Source organism: Paraburkholderia sediminicola (genome assembly GCF_046027355.1).
Classification (GTDB): domain Bacteria; phylum Pseudomonadota; class Gammaproteobacteria; order Burkholderiales; family Burkholderiaceae; genus Paraburkholderia; species Paraburkholderia sediminicola_B.
Map to the genome: position 1 here is coordinate 426,007 of NZ_JAQQEK010000001.1, position 23,742 is coordinate 449,748.

General features: G+C 62.7%; 19 protein-coding genes. 13 read left to right on the forward strand and 6 right to left on the reverse strand.

What is annotated here, in order from left to right:
- Nucleotides 1–17: 17 nt before the first annotated feature.
- Nucleotides 18–743: a pirin family protein gene (locus tag PQR42_RS01995; RefSeq protein ID WP_408217906.1), complete on the reverse strand. Its 726-nt coding sequence runs from the start codon at nt 741–743 to the stop codon at nt 18–20.
- Nucleotides 744–874: 131 nt separating this feature from the next.
- Between PQR42_RS01995 and PQR42_RS02000 the strand changes: the two genes are divergently transcribed.
- Nucleotides 875–1,762: a LysR family transcriptional regulator gene (locus PQR42_RS02000; protein WP_408384654.1), complete on the forward strand. Its 888-nt coding sequence runs from the start codon at nt 875–877 to the stop codon at nt 1,760–1,762.
- Here PQR42_RS02000 and PQR42_RS02005 read toward each other — a convergent pair.
- Nucleotides 1,759–2,775: a 1-aminocyclopropane-1-carboxylate deaminase gene (locus tag PQR42_RS02005; protein WP_408217912.1), complete on the reverse strand. Its 1,017-nt coding sequence runs from the start codon at nt 2,773–2,775 to the stop codon at nt 1,759–1,761. The genes PQR42_RS02000 and PQR42_RS02005 overlap by 4 nt on opposite strands.
- Nucleotides 2,776–2,936: 161 nt before the next feature.
- Between PQR42_RS02005 and PQR42_RS02010 the strand changes: the two genes are divergently transcribed.
- The 5 genes from PQR42_RS02010 to katE all read left to right on the forward strand — a co-directional run bounded on the left by PQR42_RS02010 (nt 2,937) and on the right by katE (nt 8,525).
- On the forward strand, nt 2,937–3,467 hold the full coding sequence (locus PQR42_RS02010; protein WP_408384652.1) for an Lrp/AsnC family transcriptional regulator: 531 nt from the start codon (nt 2,937–2,939) through the stop codon (nt 3,465–3,467).
- Between the two features lie 147 nt (nt 3,468–3,614).
- Nucleotides 3,615–4,139, forward strand: coding sequence for a peptide-methionine (R)-S-oxide reductase MsrB (gene msrB / locus PQR42_RS02015; RefSeq protein ID WP_408217918.1), 525 nt, complete (start codon nt 3,615–3,617; stop codon nt 4,137–4,139).
- Between the two features lie 24 nt (nt 4,140–4,163).
- A complete protein-coding gene (gene msrA / locus PQR42_RS02020) occupies nt 4,164–4,907 on the forward strand; it encodes a peptide-methionine (S)-S-oxide reductase MsrA (protein ID WP_408384650.1) in 744 nt (247 codons plus the stop codon).
- Nucleotides 4,908–5,301: 394 nt separating this feature from the next.
- A complete protein-coding gene (locus tag PQR42_RS02025) occupies nt 5,302–6,198 on the forward strand; it encodes a MipA/OmpV family protein (protein WP_408217924.1) in 897 nt (298 codons plus the stop codon).
- A 29-nt stretch (nt 6,199–6,227) separates the two neighbouring features.
- On the forward strand, nt 6,228–8,525 hold the full coding sequence (gene katE / locus PQR42_RS02030; RefSeq protein ID WP_408384648.1) for a catalase HPII: 2,298 nt from the start codon (nt 6,228–6,230) through the stop codon (nt 8,523–8,525).
- A gap of 254 nt (nt 8,526–8,779) precedes the next feature.
- Here katE and PQR42_RS02035 read toward each other — a convergent pair whose 3' ends face one another.
- A complete protein-coding gene (locus PQR42_RS02035) occupies nt 8,780–9,781 on the reverse strand; it encodes a helix-turn-helix transcriptional regulator (protein ID WP_408211685.1) in 1,002 nt (333 codons plus the stop codon).
- Nucleotides 9,782–9,963: 182 nt separating this feature from the next.
- On the opposite strand from PQR42_RS02035, the gene PQR42_RS02040 reads away from it, so the two are divergent.
- From PQR42_RS02040 to PQR42_RS02055, 4 genes are all read left to right on the forward strand, one after another.
- Nucleotides 9,964–10,875, forward strand: a complete 912-nt coding sequence (locus PQR42_RS02040) for a helix-turn-helix domain-containing protein (protein WP_408211687.1) — start codon at nt 9,964–9,966, stop codon at nt 10,873–10,875.
- A gap of 483 nt (nt 10,876–11,358) precedes the next feature.
- On the forward strand, nt 11,359–11,784 hold the full coding sequence (locus PQR42_RS02045) for a DUF3830 family protein (RefSeq protein WP_132382068.1): 426 nt from the start codon (nt 11,359–11,361) through the stop codon (nt 11,782–11,784).
- Nucleotides 11,785–12,087: 303 nt separating this feature from the next.
- Entirely contained in the window at nt 12,088–13,308 is a 1,221-nt protein-coding gene (locus tag PQR42_RS02050) for a sensor histidine kinase (protein WP_408391049.1), read from the forward strand.
- 429 nt (nt 13,309–13,737) lie between these two features.
- A complete protein-coding gene (locus PQR42_RS02055) occupies nt 13,738–17,454 on the forward strand; it encodes a YadA-like family protein (RefSeq protein ID WP_408391051.1) in 3,717 nt (1,238 codons plus the stop codon).
- Nucleotides 17,455–17,561: 107 nt separating this feature from the next.
- On the opposite strand, the gene PQR42_RS02060 is transcribed toward PQR42_RS02055, so the two are convergent.
- From PQR42_RS02060 to shiA, 3 genes are all read right to left on the reverse strand, one after another.
- The gene (locus tag PQR42_RS02060) at nt 17,562–17,690 is read right to left on the reverse strand and encodes an MFS transporter small subunit (protein ID WP_106282486.1); all 129 of its coding nucleotides are present in this window, start codon (nt 17,688–17,690) and stop codon (nt 17,562–17,564) included.
- A 10-nt stretch (nt 17,691–17,700) separates the two neighbouring features.
- Entirely contained in the window at nt 17,701–19,104 is a 1,404-nt protein-coding gene (locus PQR42_RS02065) for an L-lactate MFS transporter (protein WP_408391054.1), read from the reverse strand.
- A 356-nt stretch (nt 19,105–19,460) separates the two neighbouring features.
- A complete protein-coding gene (gene shiA / locus PQR42_RS02070; RefSeq protein ID WP_408391056.1) occupies nt 19,461–20,780 on the reverse strand; it encodes a shikimate transporter in 1,320 nt (439 codons plus the stop codon).
- A 363-nt stretch (nt 20,781–21,143) separates the two neighbouring features.
- Between shiA and PQR42_RS02075 the strand changes: the two genes are divergently transcribed.
- From PQR42_RS02075 to frc, 3 genes are all read left to right on the forward strand, one after another.
- The gene (locus PQR42_RS02075; RefSeq protein ID WP_408211706.1) at nt 21,144–21,362 is read left to right on the forward strand and encodes a hypothetical protein; all 219 of its coding nucleotides are present in this window, start codon (nt 21,144–21,146) and stop codon (nt 21,360–21,362) included.
- The gene (locus tag PQR42_RS02080; RefSeq protein ID WP_408391059.1) at nt 21,340–22,059 is read left to right on the forward strand and encodes a GntR family transcriptional regulator; all 720 of its coding nucleotides are present in this window, start codon (nt 21,340–21,342) and stop codon (nt 22,057–22,059) included. Before PQR42_RS02075 ends, PQR42_RS02080 begins: the two co-directional genes overlap by 23 nt.
- A gap of 414 nt (nt 22,060–22,473) precedes the next feature.
- Nucleotides 22,474–23,721 (forward strand): formyl-CoA transferase, encoded by a 1,248-nt coding sequence (frc, locus tag PQR42_RS02085; RefSeq protein ID WP_106282483.1) that lies wholly within the window; start codon nt 22,474–22,476, stop codon nt 23,719–23,721.
- Nucleotides 23,722–23,742 lie beyond the last annotated feature (21 nt).

Sequence of the window (23,742 nt, forward strand, 5' to 3'; positions counted from 1 at the left end):
TTGGTTCATTCAGCCGCTTAAGCCCACAGCTCCGACATTTCGATGTCGCGCAAGTCGAACACCAGGACTTCCGCGTCGTGGCCTTGCGTGAAGGTCAGCGCTTCTTCGCCGCGTACACGCGCACCGTCGCCTTCCTTGAACTCGACGCCGTTCACGCTCACGCTGCCGCGCGCCACGTGCACATACGCATACCGATTGCTGGCCAGTTCGAGTCGCGCCGTTTCATCGCCGTCGAAGAGACCGGCATAGACCCGCGCGTCCTGTTGCACCACCAGCGAATCGTCCGCGCCGTCCGGCGAGAGCACGAGGCGCAACACACCGCGCTTCTGGTCCGCGCCGAAGTGACGCTGCTGATAACGCGGCGTCGTACCCTTTTGCCCCGGCGCGATCCAGATTTGCAGGAAGTGCACCGGGTCGCTCTTCGAATGGTTGTACTCGCTGTGCGCGACGCCGGTTCCCGCGCTCATCAACTGGATGTCGCCAGGCACGATCACCGACCCAGTGCCCATCGTGTCCTTGTGCTCCAACGCGCCTTCCAGCACGTACGAAAAGATTTCCATGTCGCGGTGCGGGTGCTTGCCGAAACCTTGCGCCGGCGCGACACGGTCGTCGTTGATCACGAGCAGGTCGGAGAAGCCGTTCTGCTTCGGATCGTGATAGCTGGCGAAGGAAAACGTATGACGCGAGCTGAGCCAGCCGTGCTCCGCGCGGCCGCGTTGATTGGCGTGTCTGATTTCAAGCATCTTTTTTCTCCTTGGGTTGTGCGATCCGGCCAGATGTTTGTCCGCGATCCATGAATGAGAGTGTAGGTCAATCCGGATGGGTATAATCGCCACTAAACCGGAAACACTGTCACTGTGAGGTGGACAATACGATGCAGCTCGATGACATGCGGATCTTCGTGGCCACGGTCGACGCGCATAACTTCACGGCGGCCGCCAACCGGCTCTCGCTGTCGAAGCAGTTCGTCAGCCGCCGGGTGATGGCGCTGGAAGAAACGCTCGGCGTGCAATTGCTGATCCGCAACACGCGCAAGCTGGCGGTGACCGACCTCGGGCAGGAGTTTTACGAGCGCGCCAAACGCATCCTCGGCGAGGTCGAGGATGCCGAGCAGGCCATGTCGCTGCGCCGCGCCGGGCCGCGCGGGCTGTTACGCGTGAGCGCGCCGATGTCGTTCGGCATGGCGCATCTGTCGCCGCTCGTGGCGATGTTCCTGCGCGAGCACGGTGACGTGCGCTTCGAGATGGAATTGAGCGACCGCACTGTGGACGTGGTCGGCGAGGGCTTCGATATGGCGATCCGGATCGGCACCTTGCCGGATTCCACGCTGATCGGGCAGAAGCTCGTGGATATCCGGATGGTGGCCTGCTGCAGTCCCGGTTATTTGCGGCGTCGTGGCGCGCCTAAGGTGCCTGCGGATCTGGAACGCCATTCGTGTCTGTTATATGGCCACGGCGGCGCCGTGAGCTGGGAGTTTGTCGTCGATGGCGTGACGAAGGGTGTCGAGGTCCACGGTCCGTTGCGCGCCAACAATGGTGAACTGGTGCGCGATGCGGCCGTCGCGGGGCTGGGGATCGTTCGGCTTCCTGATTTTATTGTCGCCGACGCGCTGAAAAGCGGTGCACTCGTGCCGGTGCTCGAAGCATTTCTGCCGACCGCCACGAGCGTCTACGCAGTTTATCCGCAGCACAGGCAAAGCTCCCTCACGATCCGGGCGTTCGCGGAATTCCTGAGGGAGCATCTGAGGAAACGCCTGGTTTAGCCGTTGCGGAAAATGAAGCTGTAGCCGTTCAGCGCCGGCACGCCGCCGAGGTGCGCGTACAGCACGCGGGAACCTTCGGGGAATTCGCCGTTGCGCACCATCTCGATCATGCCGTGCATGGATTTGCCTTCGTAGACGGGGTCGGTCAGTACGCCCTCGAGGCGCGCACACAGGCGGATCGCTTCCAGCGTGCCGTCATTCGGCAAGCCGTACTCCGGGCCGCCGAAGCGCTCGTCGAGCACCACGTCCTTACTCGTAATATCACGCCCCAGCCCGACTTGTTCCGCGGTTTGCTTCGCGATGCGGATGATCTGCTCGCGCGTCTGCGCGGGCTTCGCCGAAGCGTCGATACCGATCACACGCTCAGCGCGGCCGTCATCGGCGAAACCCACCACCATGCCGGCCTGCGTGCTGCCGGTCACGGAACACACCACGATGTAGTCGAACTTGAAGCCCAATTCCGCTTCCTGCTGGCGAACCTCCTCCGCGAAACCGACGAAACCGAGCCCGCCGAGCGGATGGTCGGAGCAACCGGCCGGAATCGCATACGGCTTGCCGCCAGCGGCGCGGACGCTTTCCAGCGCATCTTCCCAGCTCTTGCGAAAGCCGATGTCGAAGCCGTCGGCGACGAGACGCACGTCGGCGCCGAGAATGCGCGACATCTGGATGTTGCCGACCCGGTCGTAGACGGCGTCAGAGTAGTTCACCCAGTTCTCCTGCACCAGCACGCACTTCATGCCCAGATGCGCCGCCACGGCCGCCACCTGGCGCGTCTGGTTCGACTGGATTCCACCGATCGACACCAGCGTGTCGCAGCCCTGCGCGAGCGCTTCGGGGATCAGATATTCGAGCTTGCGCGTCTTGTTGCCGCCGAAGGCAAAGCCGCTGTTGCAGTCTTCGCGCTTCGCATACAGATGCACCTTGCCGCCGAGGTGGTCGCTCAGGCGCTTGAGCGGCTGGATCGGCGTCGGCCCAAAGGTCAGCGGGTAACGAGGGAATCGTTGCAGGTTCATGGCAGCTCCGTGGTCGGTAGGTGGGGCGCGAACGGCATCCGGTCGCGTTAAGCAGATGGTAGGGAAATCCGCTGGAAATGAGCTTGCGAAAAAATTGGCTTCGGCATACTTTTGGAATGAGAAATCCGTGATTAGATTAAGAAAGGAACGTACTAACACTCATGAACGCAACAAAAATTCGTAGAACGTCGACAGCGGTGGCAGCCGCCGCCGCCGTCCCGGCCGATCCGCTGCAGGCGCTCGACCGTATCGATCGCGCGATCCTGCGGCAGTTGCAAACCGATGCGTCGATTTCGAACGTCGCGCTCGCGGCGAAGGTCAGGCTGAGTGCCCCGGCGTGTTTGCGGCGCGTGGAGCGGCTCAAGGAGTCCGGGCTGATCCGCGGGGTCGTCGCGCTGATCGACCCGAAGGCGGCGGGGGCCGGGATGCTGGTGATCATCGGCGTGGTGCTGGATCGGTCCACGCCGGAGTCGTTCGCCGAGTTCGAGAAAGCGGCGCAGAAGGTGGCCGGCTGCATGGAGTGCCACGTGGTGACCGGCGAATTCGACTATTTCATGACGATCCGCACGCGTGACAGCGACAGCTTCAATCGCCTGCATGCGGAGCAGTTGCTCTATCTGCCGGGCGTCCGGCAAATCCGCTCTTTCATGGTGCTCAAGGAAATCCTCTCGACCACCCGATTTCCGCTGTAATCGCCGTTGCGGCTGCCACCGTCATGCAAAAAGACGCGCATGCTGTCATTTATCCCGCTCTCGTGCGACCAAGCATCGGGACCACTCGCGGGCGGCGCGATCAGCGCCGGAACGGGTGAGCGGTACGGACTTTCCGGAGCGATCATCATGGCTTGCAGCAGACGGATATTTTTCAGGTTAATCGGCGCGATGTCGCTGGCCGGCGGCGCCTCGATGTGGCGCACGGCGCGCGCGGCGCAGCCGGCACAAGGGGCAAACGGCAGCGCGGCAGTCGCCTACGAGGTCACGCACAGCGACGCCGAATGGCGCAAACTACTGACCGACGCGCAATACCGCGTGTTGCGCGAGGCGGGCACGGAGCGCCCCTTCAGCAGCGCGTTGAACGACGAACACCGCGCGGGCACGTTTGCATGCGCCGGTTGCAAACTGCCGCTTTTCTCGTCGAAGACCAAGTTCGACAGCGGCACCGGCTGGCCGAGTTTCTGGCAGCCTCTCGACCATGCGGTCATCACGCATACCGACAAGTCGTTCGGCATGACGCGCGACGAAGTGCTATGCCGGCGCTGCGGCGGCCATCTCGGCCACGTGTTCGACGACGGCCCCAAGCCGACCGGCTTGCGCTATTGCATGAACGGTCTGGCGATGACATTTACGCCCGCATCGGGCGCGTGATCGGAACGAATCAGGATGGACCTCATGAACTTCGACAAACGCATTGACGGCAGGCCGGCCCGCTCGCGCAGGGTGGCGATTTCACTGTCGATCGGATTCGGCGCGCTCGCGCTGCTGTTGGCGCAGCGCATGGCGTTCTCATCGGAGGCCGCTGTCGTGATCGCGCCACCGGCGCTCGACGAACCGGTGTCGGCCACGACCGCGCACGAAGAAACGGCGGTGTTCGCGGGCGGCTGCTTCTGGGGTGTGCAGGGCGTGTTCCAGCATGTGCGCGGCGTCACGAAGGCAGTCTCGGGATACTCGGGCGGCCAACGCGACACCGCGCAGTACGAAACCGTCAGCGGCGGCGAGACGGGGCACGCGGAATCGGTGCAGGTCACGTTCGACCCGACCAAGGTCACTTACGGCCAGTTGCTGCAGGTGTTCTTCTCCGTGATTCAGGACCCGACCCAGTTGAACCGCCAGGGACCGGACAGCGGTACGCAATACCGCTCGGCGGTGTTTCCGCTGAACGATACGCAGCGGCGCGTCGCGCAAAGCTATATCGCGCAACTCGACAAGGCGCGCGCCTTCCCGGCGCCGATCGTCACGAAGGCGGAGCCGTTCAAGGGTTTTTATCCGGCCGAGTCGTATCACCAGAACTACCTGACGCTGCATCCCAACTCCGCGTATATCGCGATCAATGACATGCCGAAGGTCGCCAACCTGAAGCGCCTGTTCCCGAATCTGTATCGCGACAAGCCGGTGCTGGTCGAAGCATCGCAGTAGGCCGTAAGCGTGACCGGCGTCGCGTAGCGCGGCGCCGGCCGTGCCTTTTTCATCGCATTCGCATACCTGCGTTTCGTCGTCGTTGTGGTCGCGCGGCGCATTCGCGTCTCTTGTCTTCAGCCAATTGAAGCCAGTTCTCCAGCGACTAGGCCCGCATTTTGCACCAGTGCGTCCATCGGCAAATCTTTCATACCGGTCTGTCAGACAAATGTCCCGATTTACGGGCTGCCGATCGGGACGAGTCGCGTGTTTTGCCGAGCAGTCCGTGCCGTTCGCTGAAAATATTACATGCCGTAAGTAGCAACGCTACGGTCGCCCCGGTGCTTTTTATCCCTTGCGGACCCGGCGCGAGAACGTAAACCCTCTTCGCGATATGCGAGATCGGAGGCTTCTGGTGTTTAACAGCCGTAGAAAGCGGGGCGGCAAGCTCCGCAATAAACAAACAAGCATCGCGGCAACTTCCCTGGTCGCCGTGACCATCGGCGGCGTCGCCGTCCTACCGGGCTCGGCCTCGGCCCAAACGCCTTCGCCGCTGGGCGAATGGCAGTACTCGGTCGGCATTCCGCTGCAGAAGATGTGGCAGCCGAATATTCCGGACTGGCAGTTGCGCGTTGGCGCGGCGACGTCGTTCCAGCCGCGCTATGAAGGCTCCAACCGGTACCACCTGATGGCTGGACCGAGCATCGACGTCCGCTACAAGGATCTGTTCTTCTTTTCGAGTGGCGAGGGGCTTGGGGTTAACTTCGCGCAAGGGCAGAACTGGCGCGCGAGTCTCGCCGCCGTCTACGATCTCGGACGCCGCGGCCATGACGACCCGCAAGAGTTGAATGGTCTCGGCAACATCAATCCGGCGCCGGGCGTCAAACTGTCTGGTGAGTACGTGGTCTCGAAGGATTTCCCACTTGTGCTGCGTGCCGACGTCAGGCGCTATTTCGGCGGCTCGAATGGCTGGACCGGCGATTTAGGCGCGTATTTGCCGATGCCGGGCAGCACCAAGAAATTCTTCTGGTTCGCCGGGCCGAATGTAACGCTCGCGGACTCCACTTACATGAATAGCTGGTTCGGCGTGAATCAGACTCAGGCGGCGAATTCGAAGTACTCGCAGTATCACGCGAGCGCGGGCTTCAAGTCGGTGGGATTCGGCATTAGCGCAGTGTGGCTGTTCGACAAGCACTGGTTCGCCACCGCGGACGGCGCCTTCGAGCAACTGGTGGGCAGTGCGGGCAATAGTCCGGTCACGCACCGCAAAGCCAATGGCGTAGCCGATATTTCGATCAACTACCGCTTCTGACAGCGCGCTTTTGTTGGCGCTTCCACAGCATGGACAGCGGCGCGCATTCGCAGCGCGTCGCTTCGTTCGTCACGCATGGCGCGCACATCGGCAATCATGCTGAGCGATGGCGCTCGCGCGGGTACATCGCTTGCTCCCTTGTTTCGGTGCGTCAGACCGGATTTCCCCACCGGCACGCCCCCGAACGCAAGGAGCAGATTCTCATGGCAGGTAAAACGAATACGCAGAAGCCCGCAGCGAAGAACGCGCAGGCGAATAGTCCGCAAGCGGATCCGAAATCGAAGGATCTCGAACAGTTTCGAGTCAATCCGGAAGGCCAGGCCCTGAGAACCAATCAGGGCGTCAAGATCTCCGACAATCAGAACACGCTGCGCGCGGGTCCGCGCGGGCCTTCGTTGCTCGAAGACTTCATCATGCGTGAAAAGATCACGCACTTCGACCACGAACGCATTCCCGAGCGCATCGTGCATGCGCGCGGCTCGGCGGCGCACGGCGTGTTTCAGGTGTACGAGTCGATGAAGGAGTACACCAAGGCCGCGTTCCTGCAGGACCCCGCCGTGCAGACGCCGGTCTATGTGCGCTTTTCCACGGTGCAGGGTCCACGCGGATCCGCCGATACGGTACGTGACGTACGCGGCTTTGCCGTGAAGTTCTATACGCAGGAAGGTAATTACGATCTGGTCGGCAACAACATGCCGGTGTTCTTCATTCAGGACGCCATCAAGTTTCCCGACTTCGTGCACGCGGTCAAACCGGAAGCGCCGAACGAAATGCCGACCGGCGGCTCCGCGCACGACACCTTCTGGGACTTCGTGTCGCTGGTGCCTGAGTCCGCGCATATGGTGCTGTGGACCATGTCGGACCGCGCGATTCCGCGCAGTCTGCGCACCATGGAAGGCTTCGGCATTCACACGTTCCGTTTCGTCAACGCGCAAGGCAAGGGACGGTTCGTCAAATTCCACTGGCGCCCGGTGCTGGGCTCGTATTCGCTGCTGTGGGACGAAGCGCAGAAACTGGCCGGCAAGGATCCGGATTTCCACCGGCGCGATCTGTGGGAGTCGATCGAACGCGGCGATTTCCCCGAGTTCGAACTCGGCGTGCAGATCATAGAAGAAGCCGACGAGCACAAATTCGATTTCGACCTGCTCGATCCGACCAAGCTGATTCCGGAAGAACTCGTGCCGGTCAAGATCATCGGCAAGATGACGCTTAATCGCAATCCGGACAACTTCTTCGCCGAGACCGAACAGGTGGCGTTCCATCCGGGCCATATCGTGCCGGGTATCGATTTTTCGAACGATCCGCTGTTGCAGGGCCGATTGTTCTCGTACACGGATACGCAGATCAGCCGGTTGGGCGGCCCGAATTTCCACGAGATTCCGATCAACCGGCCGGTCTGCCCGTTCAATAACAACCAGCGTGACGCGATGCACCGTCAGGCGATCAATGTCGGCCAGGCCTCGTACGAGCCGAATTCGGTGAGTGGCGGCTGGCCGAAGGAAACCGATCCAGCGCCGTCCGACGGTGGCTTCGAAAGCTATCAGGAGCGCGTGGAAGGCACCAAGATCCGCGTGCGCAGCGAATCGTTCGCCGATCATTTCTCGCAGGCCGCGCTGTTCTACAACAGCATGTCCCAGCCGGAGAAAGACCATATCGCCGCGGCGTATCAGTTCGAACTCGGCAAGGTGACGAAGCCGGAGATTCGCGCGCGCGTGGTGAACGAGATTCTCGCCAACTTCGACGCGGGACTTGCGGCGCAAGTGGCCGAAGGGCTGGGCTTGCCGGCGCCGAAGAAGGGCACGGCGAAGCTGACCGGTCCGAAGGAATCCCCGGCGCTGAGCTTGCTCAACCGGGTGCGGCCGGGCATCAAGACCCGCAAGATCGCGTTGCTGGCCGCGCCGGGTTCCGATGGCGCCGCCATCAAGAAGCTGCAGCAGGCCCTGCAAGGCGAAGGCGCGGCGCCCATGCTGATCGCCCCGACGCTTGCCGCGATCGACGGCATGGCGCCGGACGCCACCATTGCCGGCTTGCCGTCGATCATGTTCGACGCGGTGATCGTGGTGGGCGGCGACAAGGGCGCGAAGACGCTGGCGCAATCGGGCGATGCGCGGCATTTCGTGCTGGAAGCGTTCAAGCATCTGAAGGCGATTGCGGCTATCGGCGCGGGACGCGAGGTGCTGACTGCCGCGCACTTGCCCGACCATGCCGACGGCGTCGTAACCGGCGACGACAAGCAGGCCTCAGATGTGCTGAAGGCCTTCATCAAGGCGGCGGAGCAGCATCGCGTGTGGTCGCGTGCGAAGCAGGCTGAGACAGTGCCGGCGTAGGCGTCACAAGAGTGGATAGAAAAGACCTGGCCGGTGCGCTCCGGCCAGGTCTTTTTCATGTTTCAGCGTCAAGGATTCACCCGCGTGCCATGCAGCCGATGCGTATTCTTCGGCGCGGGGGGCCCCGGCGCCCCCCCCCCCCCCGCAAAAACCCCCCGCGCCCCCCCCCCGCCCCCCCCGCGGGCCGGGGGCGCGCCCCCCCCCCCCCCCCCCCCCCCCCCCCCCCCCCCCCCCCCCCCGACCCTCTCTAACCTCTACGTCACATACGCCTGCGCGACATTGATCAACTGCACGCGGTTGCGCACGTTGAACAACTGCCGCAGTCGGCGCAGGTGATAGTCGACGTTATGCGGCGACAGCCCGAGGAAGTAGGCGATCTCCTTGTCCCGCTGACCCTGCACGACCGCCTTCAACACCGCATGCTGCAATTCGCTCAGCGTGACGCGCTGCTGCTGCGCGGGCGCGATCCCGATCACGCTCTTCGCGTGCGTCCAGATGAATTCGTGGATCGTGTGCGCGAACATCAGCGTCTCGGCCACGATCGATTCGGTCATCCAGCGCGGATTGCCGATCTCCGAGTTGAAGCACAGGCTCGCGCTCAGTTCCGGCTCGGGCAGCGGCATCTGCGTGAGAATCCCGCTTTTGCGCCCGGTCGCCTCCAGCATGTCGATCAACCCGCCGAGCCGTTCGCTGCGCATTTGCGCACGCGGCAGGTCGGCGCGCATGTCGGCCGTATTCCAGAGAAACGGCATGCCGGTCGGCGAGGCGAGCGCCACGCGCGGGTCGAGCTCGAAATAACGCTCGCGGAAATAACGCGTGAGCCAGCTTTGCGACTCGTAGCTGGTCAGCACGAACATCGTCTTGTGATGCGCCGACGTGCGCGTGGCCGAATAGCTGAATGAGTCGAAGCCCAGTTGCTTGATGCGCTGCCGCACGAATTCGATGCGGTCCTGCGCGCTGCCAAAGCGCACCAGCGGACTGATGACCGGCGCGGCGCGCCGCGCGGCGGGCGAGGGCGTGCCGATCTCCTCCTCGGTGAAGAGCGTGAGAAAGCCTGTGGGCGCCACGCCTGTTGCACTGCGGTTGGGTGCCCTGGATGCTTCAGCCGCGTGGGCTGATTTCTCGAGTTGCCGCGTGCCGGCCGGGTAAGCCGGTTGGGCGGTAACCGCCGAGTTGTATGCTGCCGACGCGTGCCCGGCTTCGCCTTGCGGCGAGCCGGTCAGCCAATGCGGCAGCGTATCGCATTCGTGTTCCATGAAACGGTAGCTCCGGCGTTCGAAACGCGTGAAAGACGACAACCTGAATGATTAGCTATTTCCAAAAATTGCGGTAGCCGGTTCCTTGCTATCATTTTCGAGTTCTTGCTCCGACAGCGGATCGGCAACGCGGGTATGGCAGGGTTCACTCTTCATATGGCACCTCCCTGGGAATGGACGTGATGGCACGAATTCCAAAACTCACAACGACGCTCGCCTACGACCGCTACATGGCGGGCCAGAAACTGGTGTCGAGCGTGGATCGCCCGTGGCGGCACCTGGTGCTGCGCTCCTATCTCGAACCGGCCGAGCAGGAACTGCTGGAAGCGCCCGGCTTGCAGGACCTCACGCTGATGACCCTCGCGAGCGGCGCCGAGCACCTCGAGCGCAACCTGAACGGGCGCTGGGAGAGCGCCGATCTGCGGCAGGGCGACGTCTGGTTCGTGCCGCCCGCGCCGATCTCGTGGCGCTGGCGTTCGATCAGCGATGAGCCGCTGTCGACCGTCCATTTGCACATCGAGCGCAGCCTGATCGACAGCGTCGCCGATCAGTTGGAGCTTGGCGGCTCCCGCGAACTGTCGCTCGGCGACGCGATGCAGTTTCGTGATCCGCTGGTCGCCGCGATGCTTGCTGCATTGCATCGCGCCGCCGCCGATCCGGCCGACTCGCGTCTGTATGTCGATGCGCTGGTTCACGCGCTCGCCGCGCATCTGTTGCAGCATTATTCGCGCGGCCGCCCCGCGCTGGCCGGATTGCCGGCACGCCCCGAACGCCTCGTGCCGCGCCGGATCCGCCGTGTGACCGACTACATCCGCGCCAATCTCGCCGGGGATCTGGCGATCAGCGAACTGGCCGCACAGGCGGGGTTAAGCAGCTTTCATTTTGCGCGGGTGTTTCGCCGCGAAACCGGCGAGACGCCGCATCAGTTCGTATCGCGTTTGCGGCTCGAGGAAGCGGCGCGGCTGTTGCGTGCCACCGATCAGACCGTGCTGCAGATTGCGATCGCGGTTGGTTTCGAGAATGCCAGTCATTTCTCCGTGCAGTTCAAGCGTGACTACGGCGTGACGCCGCTCGCATACCGGCTGCGCGGCTGAAGTACGGATTGCGCGGCTGGAAGTGGCCGGCTGGTCAGCCTGGCAATGGCGGGACGGCGGTGGGCGGTTCGAGCCGGCCGGATGAGTGCACCCGGGAGCCGCGCCGCTTTCGCCGCCGGGCAGTGCTGCCGCCCTGTCTCTGACGGCAGACCCGGGTCGGGTCGCCGGAAGGTACAGTCCGATGAGCCGCCCTGGGGGAATCACGCACTTTGCGCAGTGTGCTGCGCATTGCGCGGCTTGCAAACTACGAACTTTCGTGGCGCTCGGGTGGTTGGACCTGGCATGGGCATGCCGTCGTGGCTTGCCGGGCGCTATCCGCACAATAGATCGGCACCGGTCCAACTGGCCTGAACAGTCGAGCGGCAACTGTATCTGTCGAAGCCTTGCATCGGACGACAGAATGATGCGCCTGTGGCCTGGCTTCCGCCTCGCGTCAAACCTCCGACCGACCATTCCATTCACCCTCACACTGGAAACCTGGCGATGACCCGACTCCGAATCACCTCCTGCGGCCACGTCTTTACCGCCGAAACCCATCCGGACGCGCCGCAAACCGTGGCCGCCTTCCTGAAGCTCCTGCCGTACCGGCAGAAGATCATTCACGTGCGCTGGAGCGGCGAAGGCTGCTGGGTGCCGCTCGGCGACTTCAAGCTCGAGAACGACGGCGCGGCGGTCGGCTTCGAGAACCACACGAGCCACCCGTCGGTCGGCGACATTCTGTTCTACCCCGGCGGCTACAGCGAGACCGAGATCATTCTCGCGTACGGTTCGTGCTGCTTCGCGAGCAAGCTGGGACAACTCGCGGGCAATCACTTCCTGACCATTGTCGAAGGCAAGGAGAAGCTGCGCGAACTCGGCACCAAGGTGTTGTGGGAAGGCGCGCAGGACGTGTTGTTCGAAAAGATCTGAAGCGGTGGCGCGGTATCCGCAAGGGGAGTGCGGTCGGGCACCCCTCGAGGGGACTTCCTTTGTGCGACCCCCGCGGGGGCTTCCTTCGGGCCGCACCAGTGCGGACACGTCCTAACCCTGGTTAATTTTTGTTCCGTAAATCGCGCATACTGGAGGCGCCCGGGCGGCTTGTGAAGCGCTCACCCTTTGCCTCCTGAGCGCGGTTTGCAGTCCATGCGGTCGCGTTAGGTCCGCTCCGAAAGAAGTCTTTGGGGCCGGCGCGGAACACCTATTTTCGCCGCGATGCGGCACCAGGTCTCGCACATGACGGACTCGCACGTACTGCCGCTTACCGCTTTCGCCGCACAGTTGCGCGCGCAACAGGTCGATCTGACCGAACGCTGGATGAAGGCGGTCTTTCACGACGCCGAATTGACCGAATCCGACCGGCTGACCTACGAGCAACTGGCCGATCATATTCCGAACATCCTCGACGAAATCTGCAGCGTGCTGGAGAACCAGGATCTCGACCACGTCGAGAGCGCGATCGAGCGCGACGCGCGCCTGCACGGTAAATTGCGCTGGAAGCAAGGCTACCGGATCGACGAACTGGTGCGCGAGCTCGATCTGTTCCGGCAGATGCTGACCGGCGCGATCGTCGAATTCAGCGAAACCCAGCCGTATTTCACGCGGCGTCATGAGGAGCGGGCGCGGCATTTCATCGACGAAGCCGTCAGCTTTGTCACGCTGACCTCGATCCGCGAGGTCGTCACCGAGCGCGACCGGAAGATCGACGACTACACCGGGCGCCTCGAGCGCGCCAATCACGAACTGACGCTCAAGCAACGGCTGGTCGGCGAGCTGTACGAGTCGCGCATGCAGATCACGCGCAGCGTCGTACATGATCTGCGCAACTTTCTCAACGTGTTCTCGATGGCGCTGCAACTGATCAGCCGCGCGCCGGCCAAGGTCGACACCGCGCTCGCGCTCGCGAACCGTCAGGCAGCCGATATGAAAACGCTGGTCGACGAACTGGTCGAATACTCGGTCGTGCTCGGCGACAACAGTCCGCTCGTGCTGGAAAGCTTCGCGCTGCGCGAGTTGTTCGACGAACTGGTGATCTCGTGCGAAAGCGCGATCGAAGCGAAGGGACTGCGCCTTCTGACAGCCTTCGACGGCGCGTTGGATGTGGTCGTCTCCAACCGTCTCAAACTCAAGCAGGTCGCCCTCAACCTGCTGACCAACGCGGCCAAATACACGAAGGCCGGCCAGGTCGAATTGAGCATGACGGCTGCGGAGGACGATCGCTGGCGCCTGCGCGTGTCGGATACGGGCGTGGGCATCGGCGCGTCGGACCGGGAACGCGTGTTCAAGGAATTCGAGCGCGCCGCCGATGACGACATTCCGGGCGCGGGTCTGGGCCTCGCGATCGTCAAGGAACTGTGCCGGGTGCTGGAGGGCGAAATTCGTTTCGACTCGCGGGAGGGCGAGGGGACGATCTTCGAGATCAGTTTTCCGATGCGCTTGCAGCCCTCGGGTGGTTGATAGGGCGATTTGAATGCGGCGCGGGCCGCTGTATCAGTTCTTGGTTCTTCACGTGTAGTTCTCCTGTATGACTTCCGTTTGGCTGTCGAGGGTAGACTCATTGCGGTCGGTGTTCGTCCCGCTTGAGAACTTCGACCTGAATTAGCACTGGCGCATACGCAAATTCGGAAAAGTCGAAACTACTGCTTAGAAATGCCTAAACACACTGAGCACGATTTAAGACGTTTGGCGTTTTAAGTCTTAAGCGGGTTATGCCGTTTTTCCAATATAAGCTAAAAAATAGCTTTACAAGGTATATTTGTGCTCGGCGACTTTGTGGCGTGGCGAAGTCGCAATGTCATCTTAAGTTTCTATTGGATCGAGTTAAATAATTAGGATGACATAGTAAAAATCCTAGTGCATGGATCTTCTATAAAAAGATTGGGAGGAATGTTGAACAAGTCTTATAAAACCGTGTGGAACAAGACGACCCGCACCTACGCAGCCGCGTCAGAGGTGGCGAAAAGCCGTGGTGCGAAAGGAACCTCGGTATGTGGGTCGCTGGTGGCCGCGAGTGCGGGGCTGCTGAGTGCGTTGGCGTTTTCGCAACCGGCAGCGGCCGGGGAGTGCGCGTCGTCGGAGCAGGACTGTGTCAGCGTTGCCCAGGCGCTGGCGGCCGGCCTCGCTGTGCCGGCTGTGGGTGAAACGGGCCAACCCGCGGACCCGGCCACCGCGATCAACAATGCAAGCGTGTTCACAGGCAACCCGGCGGTCGTCGCGGCGGCGCAGCCGGCCACCGTCAGATCGAGTCAAATGGGTTTGCTGGGCGCGAGCACGCCTCCGTCCGTAACCGACTATATCGCCGTCAGTCCAAATGTCGTTCGAGGAACCACCACCAGTGCGTCAACCGATATGAACGCGATGGCCATTGGGCCGACGGCCGCCGCAACCGGCTACAACGCGTTGACGGTCGGCGCGGCCTCGATTGCCGGTTCCGACTATTCGACCGCAGTCGGTTCGGCGGCTGCGGCGGCATCGGTGAATTCGACCGCCATCGGCGCGCTTTCGACGGTTGCAGTCTATTCGGACAACTCGGTGGCGATCGGCTACAACTCCCGGTCGGCTGCGATCAATACGATATCGGTGGGTTCGTCCGCGAGCGCCTCGGCGATTGGGTCCGTCGCGATTGGCTATAACACCTACGTCAACGCGATGGCAAAAGATTCGATGGCCATCGGCTCGAATTCATCAGCTAGCGCCACGGGCTCGGTTGCGCTGGGTTCCGGCTCGGTCGCCGACCGCATCAACACCGTGTCGGTGGGCAGCCTGGCGCACGGCCGCCAGATCGCCTATGTCGCAGCCGGCATGCAGCCTACCGACGCGGTCAACGTCGGCCAGCTTGCCGGCGTGACCGCGGCGCTTGGTGGCGGCGCGTTCGTCGACCCGAGCGTCGGCGCGATAGTCGCACCGGCTTATGCCGTTGGCGGGACAACGTACCACGATGTCGGCGCGGCACTCAGCGCGGTTGCTTCAGGCAGCGTCGCCGCCAGTGCCGACTCGCTGCGTTACGACACCCCGCGGCATGATGTGGCAACGCTTGGCGACACGGTTACGCCTGTCAAGCTCACCAATGTCGCGGACGCCACGTTGAGCGGTGCCAGCAAGGATGCCGTGACCGGCGCGCAACTCTACGGCACCAATCAGGCGGTCGCGCAAAATACGACGGACATCACCAACATCACGAACAAGATCAACAACGGTACGACGGGCCTGCTGCGGCAAGACTCGATTTCGCGCGATCTGACCGTGGCGAAAGACACGGACGGCAAGCGTGTCGACTTCACCGGGACCGCGGGCTCGCGTGAACTGCTCGGCGTGGCGGCGGGCACGGCCGCGAGTTCGGCGGCGAACGTGGGGCAGCTCAGTCAGGCGCTGGCGTCGCTCGGCGGCGGCGCAACGGTCACGGCCAACGGCTCGGTAGCCGGCCCCACGTACCATGTGCAAGCGGGCACGCAGACCACCGTCGGCAGCGCGCTCAGTTCGCTCGATACAGGCCTGTCGTCGTTGCAGACGCAGATCAACATTGGCACCGTCGGCCTCGTCACGCAGAATCCCGCTTCCCGCGACATTCTTGTCGGCGCGGCCACGGGCGGGACTCGCGTCAACGTGGCGGGAACGGACGGGAAGCGCGTGATTTCCGGCGTGGCGCCCGGTGCGATCAGCACCATCAGCAGCGAAGCAGTCAACGGCGCGCAACTCTATGCGAGTACTGCCGACGCGGCGGCGGCACTCGGCGGCGGCTCGGTGGTCGGCCTGGACGGGTCGCTCAAAAAGCCCGTGTATAGCATCGGCGGACGGACCTACAACGACGTGGGTTCCGCGCTCGCGGCCGCCATCACGACCAGCACCCAGGCTGGCGCCGATGCGGTTCAATACGATTCAACCTCACACGACACCGTCACGTTGGGCGGCAGCGCCGCGCCGGTTCGGCTCACCAACGTGCGCGCCGCGAATCTCGCTGCCGGCAGTTCGGACGCCGTCAACGGCGCACAGTTGTTCACCACGAATCAGGCCGTCGCGCAGAACACCGGCAGCATCACGAATCTCGATCAGCGCGTGACGGACAACACGACGAACATCAGCAATCTCGACCAGCGCGTCACCGACAACACGACGAACATCAGTAACCTCGACCAGCGCACCACGACGATCGAAGGCGACGTGAGCAACATCACGAACCGGATCAGCAATGGCGAGATCGGGCTCGTTCAGCAGGATCAGACGTCGCGTAATTTCACCGTCGCGAAGGACACGGACGGCGCCCGCGTCGATTTCAGCGGCACCGGCGGCGTACGTGAGCTGACCGGGATTGCGGCGGGCACCACCGACGCATCCGCAGTCAATCTCGGCCAGTTCAAACCAATGGTGGCCGCGTTGGGCGGCGGTGCCCAGATCAACGCCGATGGTTCGCTGACCGGCCCCAGCTATCACATGCAGGGCGGCACGCAAACCACGGTCGGCGACGCGCTCGGCTCGCTCGACAGCGGTCTCAGCACCTTGCAGCAGAACATGGCGACCGGCGGTATCGGGATGGTCACGCAGGATCCGGTATCGCGTGTCATCAATGTCGGTGCAATCACGGACGGCAATCTGATCAACATGGCCGGCGTAGCGGGCAACCGCGTCGTCACAGGCGTGGCGGCCGGCGCGGTCAATCCGGCCAGCAGCGACGCGGTCAATGGGGCGCAACTGTATGCGCAGTCGGCGAGCACGGCGGTGGCGCTCGGCGGTGGGGCGACCGTCAACGCGGACGGTTCGGTGACGGCGCCGTCGTATCGCGTGGGCGGCACGGTCGTGAACAACGTCGGCAGCGCGATCACCAACCTGGATGGCCGGGTCACGCAGAACAGCAGCGATATTGCCGGTCTGCAGACCACCGTTGGCAACCTGGGCGGCGCGGTCGCGAATGCGGTGCAGTACGACAGCTCGGCACACGACAGGATCACGCTCGGCGGCACGACGGCCAATGCGCCGAAAGTACAGCTGACCAATCTGCAGGACGGCAGGCTATCGGCCACCAGCACCGACGCAGTGACCGGCGCTCAACTCTGGAACACCAACCAGACTGTCAGCAGTCTTAGCCAGCAGATCAACGTGGTGCGGAATACTCAGAGCACCGGCAATCCCTATGTCTCCGTCAACAGTTCCGGCAACGCGGCGCAGGCGATCAGCAACGGTTCCGTGGCGATCGGCGGCGGGGCCAAAGCATCGGCGCCGAACTCGGTCGCGATCGGCGAGGGCTCGGTGGCCGATGTGACGAACACCGTTTCTGTCGGATCGTCCGGTAGCGAGCGCCGCATTACCAATGTCGCAGCAGGCCAAGGGCCCACCGATGCGGTGAACATGCAGCAGTTCCAGGGCGGCTTGAGCGACATGGCGCGCAACGCATACTCCGGAACGGCATCGGCGCTGGCGCTGACCTCGATCCCCGAAGTCGATGCCACCAAGAACCTCGCAATCGGCGTCGGAACGGCCGGTTACAAGGGCTATCAGGCGGTGGCGGTGGGGCTGTCGGCGCGCGTCACGCAGAGTTTGAAGGTGAAACTCGGCGCGGGCATCAGTTCCGCCACGACCGCGGTCACGGCAGGCGCGGCGTATCAGTGGTAGCGGGGAGGCGGGAAATCGGCGCGGTTGACATGCGCCGGTAGACAGTCAGCGAGTCATATTCGCTGCGGGCACCCCGCCGTCTGAACGCGCGGGGTGCCGGGCGACATTTACTTGAAGAGCTTCATCGCCTGCGAGAGCGTATTGACCACCCCCCATGCCAGCGGCAGCGTCACATACAGCCAGAAGACGGCGAGTTTGACCTTGCTGGTCTGATTCACGGCTTGAATGGTCGACATGCGAGTCTCCTTAAGCGCCTTTGGCGAGTTGTGCGTCGGTCATGTGGTGCTTGTCATCCACACGCTTGATCAGCAGGTTGCAGACGAAGCCGATGACGAGCAGCACGGCCATGATGTGAACGGTCATCGTGTAGGCGTCCGCCTTGGCGACGCCTTGCGCGACTTCATAGGCGCGAATGTAGTTCACCAGCACCGGACCGGCGACGCCCGCCGCGGCCCACGCCGTCAGCAGACGTCCGTGAATGCCGCCGACGAACGCCGTGCCGAACATGTCGGCGAGATATGCTGGCACGGTGGAAAAACCGCCGCCGTACATCGTGAGGATCACGCAGTAGGCGAGCACGAAGAGGGCGATGTGACCGGACGCCGCGAAACCCGGCACGAGGTAGTACAGCACCGCGCCGAGCGCGAAGAAGATGAAGTAGGTGTTCTTGCGGCCGATCCAGTCCGACGCAGACGCCCACACGAAACGGCCGCCCATGTTGAAGAGCGACAGGAGGCCGACGAAACCGGCCGCCGCGGCTGCCGTCACCGTGTCCTTGAAGCTCTCCTGAATCATCACCGAGGCCTGGCCGAGAATGCCGATGCCGGCCGTCACGTTCAGGAACAGTACGAGCCAGATCAGATAGAACTGCGGCGTCTTCAACGCCTGATCGATATGCACATGGTTGCGCGAGATCATCTTGCTCTGACCGGTCACGCTCGGCGTCCAGCCGGCCGGCTTCCAGTCCGCCGGCGGCACGCGGATCGCGAGTGCGCCGATCGTCATCGAGATGAAGTAAGCGATGCCGAGCACGACGAACGTCTCGGCCACGCCGATGCTGGTCGCGCTGCGGAAGTGGTTCATCAACGCCACCGACAACGGCGCGGCGATCATCGCGCCGCCGCCGAAGCCCATGATCGCCATGCCCGTCGCCATGCCGCGGCGGTCCGGGAACCAGCGGATCAGCGTGGATACCGGCGACACATAACCGAGGCCCAGCCCGATTCCGCCGATCACACCGTAGCCGAGATAGAGCAGCACGATCTGATGCAGATACACGCCGAGCGCGGAAACCAGGAAGCCGCCGCCGAAGCAGCATGCGGCGGTAAACATCGTGCGGCGCGGGCCGACGCGTTCGAGCCACTTGCCGGCGAAGGCCGCCGACAAACCGAGGAACACGATCGCCAGCGAAAAGATCCAGCCGAGCGACGTCAGCGACCAGTCATCCGCAGTGGATTGCGTGATGCCGATGACCTTGGTCAGCGGGCCGTTGAACACGGAAAAGGCGTATGCCTGGCCGATACAGAGGTGGACGGCAAGGGCCGCGGGCGGAACCATCCAGCGCGAAAAGCCTGGCTTCGCAACAGTGGCCTGTTTGGAAAAGAAGGGGGCAGAGCCTGAATTCCCGCTCGGCTCAGTGATACTGCTCATGGTCGGTCTCCGGGGTGACGAATTAGTTGTTATCGGCGCTTCACACCCAATGCTTTAGGTCTCGCGGCGTAAAAATTGTGGCTTTTGATGCCGTCAATATATGTGTTTTGATTGCATATGGTGTGCTGAAAATTGCGACGAAATCAGCTTGGCCGAACGATAGGGCGCGATGGAGGCGTTGGCAATATGAAATACAAATACATAAGGTGTTTGCCTGGTGAAACACGACCGCAATCTGCCGAATCGCGGCATGGCAGGGCGGCTGTCCGGAATAAACTACCGAGCGCTCAAAGCAAAGCGGGCCGGCAGTGGCATTTTTCGCCACGCCGGCCCGCTTAACAGTGATCGAGGGAAACTCAGGCGACGGTGCGCCCGGTCTTCATCTTGGCCGCCACGAGCACCGAGATCAGGCAGCCGACGGCCAGGTAAGCGGCCACCGGATGCCACGAGCCGCCCGCAAAGCTGACCAGCGCGACCGCGATGAACGGCGTGAAGCCACCGCCGACCACACTCGCCACCTGATAACCCACACCCGCGCCGCTGTAGCGATACTCGGTGCCGAACAGTTCGGTGAACATGGGCTGCTGGACGCTCACCACCATGTCGTGTGCGATGTTCGCGAGCATGACGGCGAACACCACGATCCAGACTGTCGAGCGTGCTTCGAGCGCGAGGAAGAACGGCACCGCGCTCAGCATGCCGACCAGCGCGCCGACGATATACACGCGGCGGCGGCCGAAACGGTCCGCCAGCAGGGCGAAGCACGGAATCGTCACGCAGCTCAGCGCGCCCACCAACAGACCGATGGTGAGGAAGAACTCGCGCGGCATGTGCAGATTCGCCGTCGAGTAGTTCAGTGCGAAGGCGGTCACGATATACATGGTGAACAACTCGGCAAGACGCAGCGCGATGATCAGCAGGAACGCCTTCGGATGCCGCAGCAGGGCTTCGACGATCGGCAGGCGCACGCTGCGCTCACCGTGCTGGCCGACTTTCTCGACGAACTCCTTCGACTCTTCCATGCTCGAGCGGATCCACAGCGCGATCAGCACCAGCACCACGCTGAACAGGAAGGGCAGGCGCCAGCCCCAGCTCAGGAACGAGGCGTTGTCCATCGAACGGCTGATCAGCGCGACCAGTCCGGTCGAGAGCACGAGGCCCACGCCGTAGCCGACTTGCACGCCGCTGCTATAGAACGCTTTCTTCTTCTCCGGCGCACTTTCGACCGCCATCAACGCCGCGCCGCCCCATTCGCCGCCGACCGCGAAGCCCTGGATCGCGCGCAGGGTCACGAGCAGCACCGGCGCCCACCAGCCGATGGTGACAAACGACGGCAGCAGGCCGATCGCGGCGGTCGACAGGCCCATCATCATCACCGTGAGCACCAACATGCGCTTGCGTCCGAGCCGGTCGCCGTAGTGTCCGAACACGAAGCCGCCGAGCGGGCGGAACAGAAAGCCGACGCCGAAGGTGGCGAACGCGGCGAGCGTCCCCATCGCCGGGCTGACCTTGGGGAAAAACTCGGAATTGAAAACGAGCGCGGCGACAATGCCGTACAGCAGGAAGTCGTACCAGTCGACCACGGCGCCGACGAAGCTGCCGAGCGCCGCCTGGCGGGCCTGGCTGCGCGCCTTGCGGTTGTCGACCGTGGCGGCCGTCGGGATGGTGGTGCTCATGACAAAGTCTCCTTGAAACTCTCGGGCTGCTGGGAGCGCGCGGCGGTCACAGGGCTGTGGCTGCTCGCGCTCAATTGCAGGATGTGCGAAGGTTAATGATGCGGAGCCGATCCCACAATCCGCATGCGCTTGAAATTGCGCGATCATCGAACGCGACTGCGCGCATAGCGCGCGTTTTGCGCGTTTACACCGAGCGTCACGCGTTCATGCGTTGCGATGAACTACTGCGGAGCGGCCCGTGCTACCGTGAGGATGTAATCCTAAAAACAACAGCTACTGATATACTACATACGGAATATTGATTTTTGCGGCATTGCAGCATATGATTGAGTCATTCCTTCACTCAATCATTCGGAGTTACAAATGGAATTTGTTCCTCTCTCGCTGTTCGCCGTTGCTGTTGTTGGTTTAGGCTCTGCCGCCACGGTGTTGTTGACCCGCTGGATTCCGCGGCCGGTCGCCCAGCTTGCAGCGCAACATGGCCGCTTTGTCGGTCTGGGCGAGCAACGCGCGGCAGTGGCAACGCCGTATCGTGCGCATGTTCAACAAGAGGCGATGAATGTCGTCAGAACTTCAAACTGAAGCAGTGGCCACACCGTTGACGTTGTCATTGCAGCCGATCGGCGCGAGCGCGAGCTTGCGCGACCAGGCGTATGCGATGCTCCGCCAGGCCATTGCCGACGCGGACATCTACCAGAACCGCGAGGAAATCCGTCTCGACGAGCGGGTGCTGAGCGAGTCGCTCGGCGTCAGCCGCACGCCGGTGCGCGAGGCCATGACGCTGCTCGAACAGGAAGGTTTTTTGCGCATGGTGCCGCGGCGCGGCATCTATATCGTGCGCAAGAGCAAGCGTGAAATCGTCGAGATGATCCAGATGTGGGCCGCGCTCGAAAGCATGGCGGCGCGTCTTGCCACGCTGCACGCCACGGACGAGGAAATCGCCCGTCTGCGCCACATGTTCGACAACTTCCGCGACGCCACGCCGGCTGAGCACATCGCCGAGTATTCGGACGCCAACATCGCGTTTCACCAGGCGATCGTCGAGTTGTCCAAGTCGCAGATTATTCTCGACACGATCAAGAACATCTTCATCCACGTGCGCGCGATTCGCCGCATGACCATTTCGCAGAGCGATCGCGCGTCGCGCTCGATCGTCGATCATCTGCGCATTATCGAGGCGCTGGAGCAGCGGGATACCGAACTGGCCGAGCGTCTCACGCGTCAGCATTCGCTTGATCTCGCCGCGTTCGTCCAGGCAAATTGCGATTTTCTGGACTGACGGCTGCCTGCCCAGGCGGCGTCTGATTGGCGAGTTGGACAAGAAGGGCCCGCGGTGGAAACGCCGCGGGCCTTTTTTGTTTGCCGCGAAAACACCGTGGCGTCTGCCTGAGCGAGCGATGCGGGATTAACCTCGCTTGACGGTGTTAAAAATATGGTATGTGATATATCAAACGACGCGGTTAGAAGAACGGCATGATGCTTTTCTTCGAACTACACCGCGCCGCCGATACTTTTCCGCGTCAAGCCGCGGCAGGAAGCGAAAGAAGGGGAGCGCTGTCTGCTGACACGTGAAAGTTCTAGCTTGCTTGAATGTGATATATCACATACGGTATTGAACAAGGTCGACCAACCACCTTGCACGGACCGCAGTAAGCGCTGAAGCGCTAACTCCAATCGACACAGGAGACAGGACATGAGCAAAGCACTCGACGGTGTGCGCATTCTCGACTTTACGCATGTGCAATCCGGGCCCACCTGCACGCAACTGCTTGCATGGTTCGGCGCGGATGTGATCAAGGTGGAGCGGGCGGGCGCGGGCGACATCACGCGTGAGCAGTTGCGCGATATTCCCGATGTGGACAGCCTGTACTTCACGATGCTCAACCACAACAAGCGTTCCGTCACGATCGATACGAAGAACCCTGAAGGCAAGCAGGTGCTCGAAGCGCTGATCCAGAAGTGCGACGTGCTGGTGGAAAACTTCGCGCCGGGCGCGCTGGACCGGATGGGCTTCACGTGGGAGCGGATTCAGGAGTTGAATCCGCGCATGATCGTCGCGTCGGTGAAGGGCTTCGGCCCTGGGCCGTACGAGGACTGCAAGGTCTACGAGAACGTCGCGCAATGCGCGGGCGGCGCGGCCTCGACCACCGGCTTCGACGACGGCCCGCCGGTCGTGACGGGCGCGCAGATCGGCGACAGCGGCACTGGCTTGCATCTGGCGCTCGGCATCGTCACGGCGCTTTATCAGCGCACGCACAGCGGACGCGGCCAGCGCGTACTCGCCGCGATGCAGGACGGCGTGCTCAACCTGTGCCGCGTGAAGCTGCGCGACCAGCAGCGGCTCGAGCGCACCGGCGTGATGAAAGAGTATCCGCAATATCCGAACGGAGAGTTCGGTGAAGCGGTGCCGCGCGCGGGCAATGCGTCGGGCGGCGGTCAGCCGGGCTGGATCCTGAAATGCAAGGGCTGGGAGACGGATCCCAACGCGTACATCTACTTCATCACGCAGGCGCCGGTGTGGGCGAAGATCTGCAACGTGATCGGCAAGGAGGAGTGGGCCACGGATCCCAACTACGCGACGCCCGCCGCGCGTCTGCCGCATCTGAAGGATATCTTCGCCGAGATCGAGCGCTGGACCATGACGAAGACCAAGTTCGAGGCCATGCAGATTCTCAACAAGTACGACATTCCGTGCGGACCGATTCTGTCGATGAAGGAAATCGCGGAGGAACCGTCGCTGCGCAAAACCGGCACGATCGTCGAAGTGGATCACCCGACGCGCGGCAAGTATCTGACGGTTGGCAATCCTATCAAACTGTCCGACAGTCCGACCGAGGTCACGCGCTCACCGTTGCTCGGTGAACATACCGATGAAGTCATGGCCGAACTCGGCTATTCGCCTGAGCAGGTCAGTGCATTGCGCACTGCCGGTGCGATCTAGGCCTGACCCAGGCAAATACGG

Bases quoted from the DNA above. Each gene is read 5' to 3' on its own strand.
- PQR42_RS01995 (WP_408217906.1), bottom strand. From the start codon at position 743: ATGCTTGAAATCAGACACGCCAATCAACGCGGCCGCGCGGAGCACGGC.
- PQR42_RS02000 (WP_408384654.1), top strand. From the start codon at position 875: ATGCAGCTCGATGACATGCGGATCTTCGTGGCCACGGTCGACGCGCAT.
- PQR42_RS02005 (WP_408217912.1), bottom strand. From the start codon at position 2,775: ATGAACCTGCAACGATTCCCTCGTTACCCGCTGACCTTTGGGCCGACG.
- PQR42_RS02010 (WP_408384652.1), top strand. From the start codon at position 2,937: ATGAACGCAACAAAAATTCGTAGAACGTCGACAGCGGTGGCAGCCGCC.
- msrB (WP_408217918.1), top strand. From the start codon at position 3,615: ATGGCTTGCAGCAGACGGATATTTTTCAGGTTAATCGGCGCGATGTCG.
- msrA (WP_408384650.1), top strand. From the start codon at position 4,164: ATGAACTTCGACAAACGCATTGACGGCAGGCCGGCCCGCTCGCGCAGG.
- katE (WP_408384648.1), top strand. From the start codon at position 6,228: ATGGACAGCGGCGCGCATTCGCAGCGCGTCGCTTCGTTCGTCACGCAT.
- PQR42_RS02035 (WP_408211685.1), bottom strand. From the start codon at position 9,781: ATGGAACACGAATGCGATACGCTGCCGCATTGGCTGACCGGCTCGCCG.
- PQR42_RS02040 (WP_408211687.1), top strand. From the start codon at position 9,964: ATGGCACGAATTCCAAAACTCACAACGACGCTCGCCTACGACCGCTAC.
- PQR42_RS02045 (WP_132382068.1), top strand. From the start codon at position 11,359: ATGACCCGACTCCGAATCACCTCCTGCGGCCACGTCTTTACCGCCGAA.
- PQR42_RS02050 (WP_408391049.1), top strand. From the start codon at position 12,088: ATGACGGACTCGCACGTACTGCCGCTTACCGCTTTCGCCGCACAGTTG.
- PQR42_RS02055 (WP_408391051.1), top strand. From the start codon at position 13,738: ATGTTGAACAAGTCTTATAAAACCGTGTGGAACAAGACGACCCGCACC.
- PQR42_RS02060 (WP_106282486.1), bottom strand. From the start codon at position 17,690: ATGTCGACCATTCAAGCCGTGAATCAGACCAGCAAGGTCAAACTCGCC.
- PQR42_RS02065 (WP_408391054.1), bottom strand. From the start codon at position 19,104: ATGAGCAGTATCACTGAGCCGAGCGGGAATTCAGGCTCTGCCCCCTTC.
- shiA (WP_408391056.1), bottom strand. From the start codon at position 20,780: ATGAGCACCACCATCCCGACGGCCGCCACGGTCGACAACCGCAAGGCG.
- PQR42_RS02075 (WP_408211706.1), top strand. From the start codon at position 21,144: ATGGAATTTGTTCCTCTCTCGCTGTTCGCCGTTGCTGTTGTTGGTTTA.
- PQR42_RS02080 (WP_408391059.1), top strand. From the start codon at position 21,340: ATGTCGTCAGAACTTCAAACTGAAGCAGTGGCCACACCGTTGACGTTG.
- frc (WP_106282483.1), top strand. From the start codon at position 22,474: ATGAGCAAAGCACTCGACGGTGTGCGCATTCTCGACTTTACGCATGTG.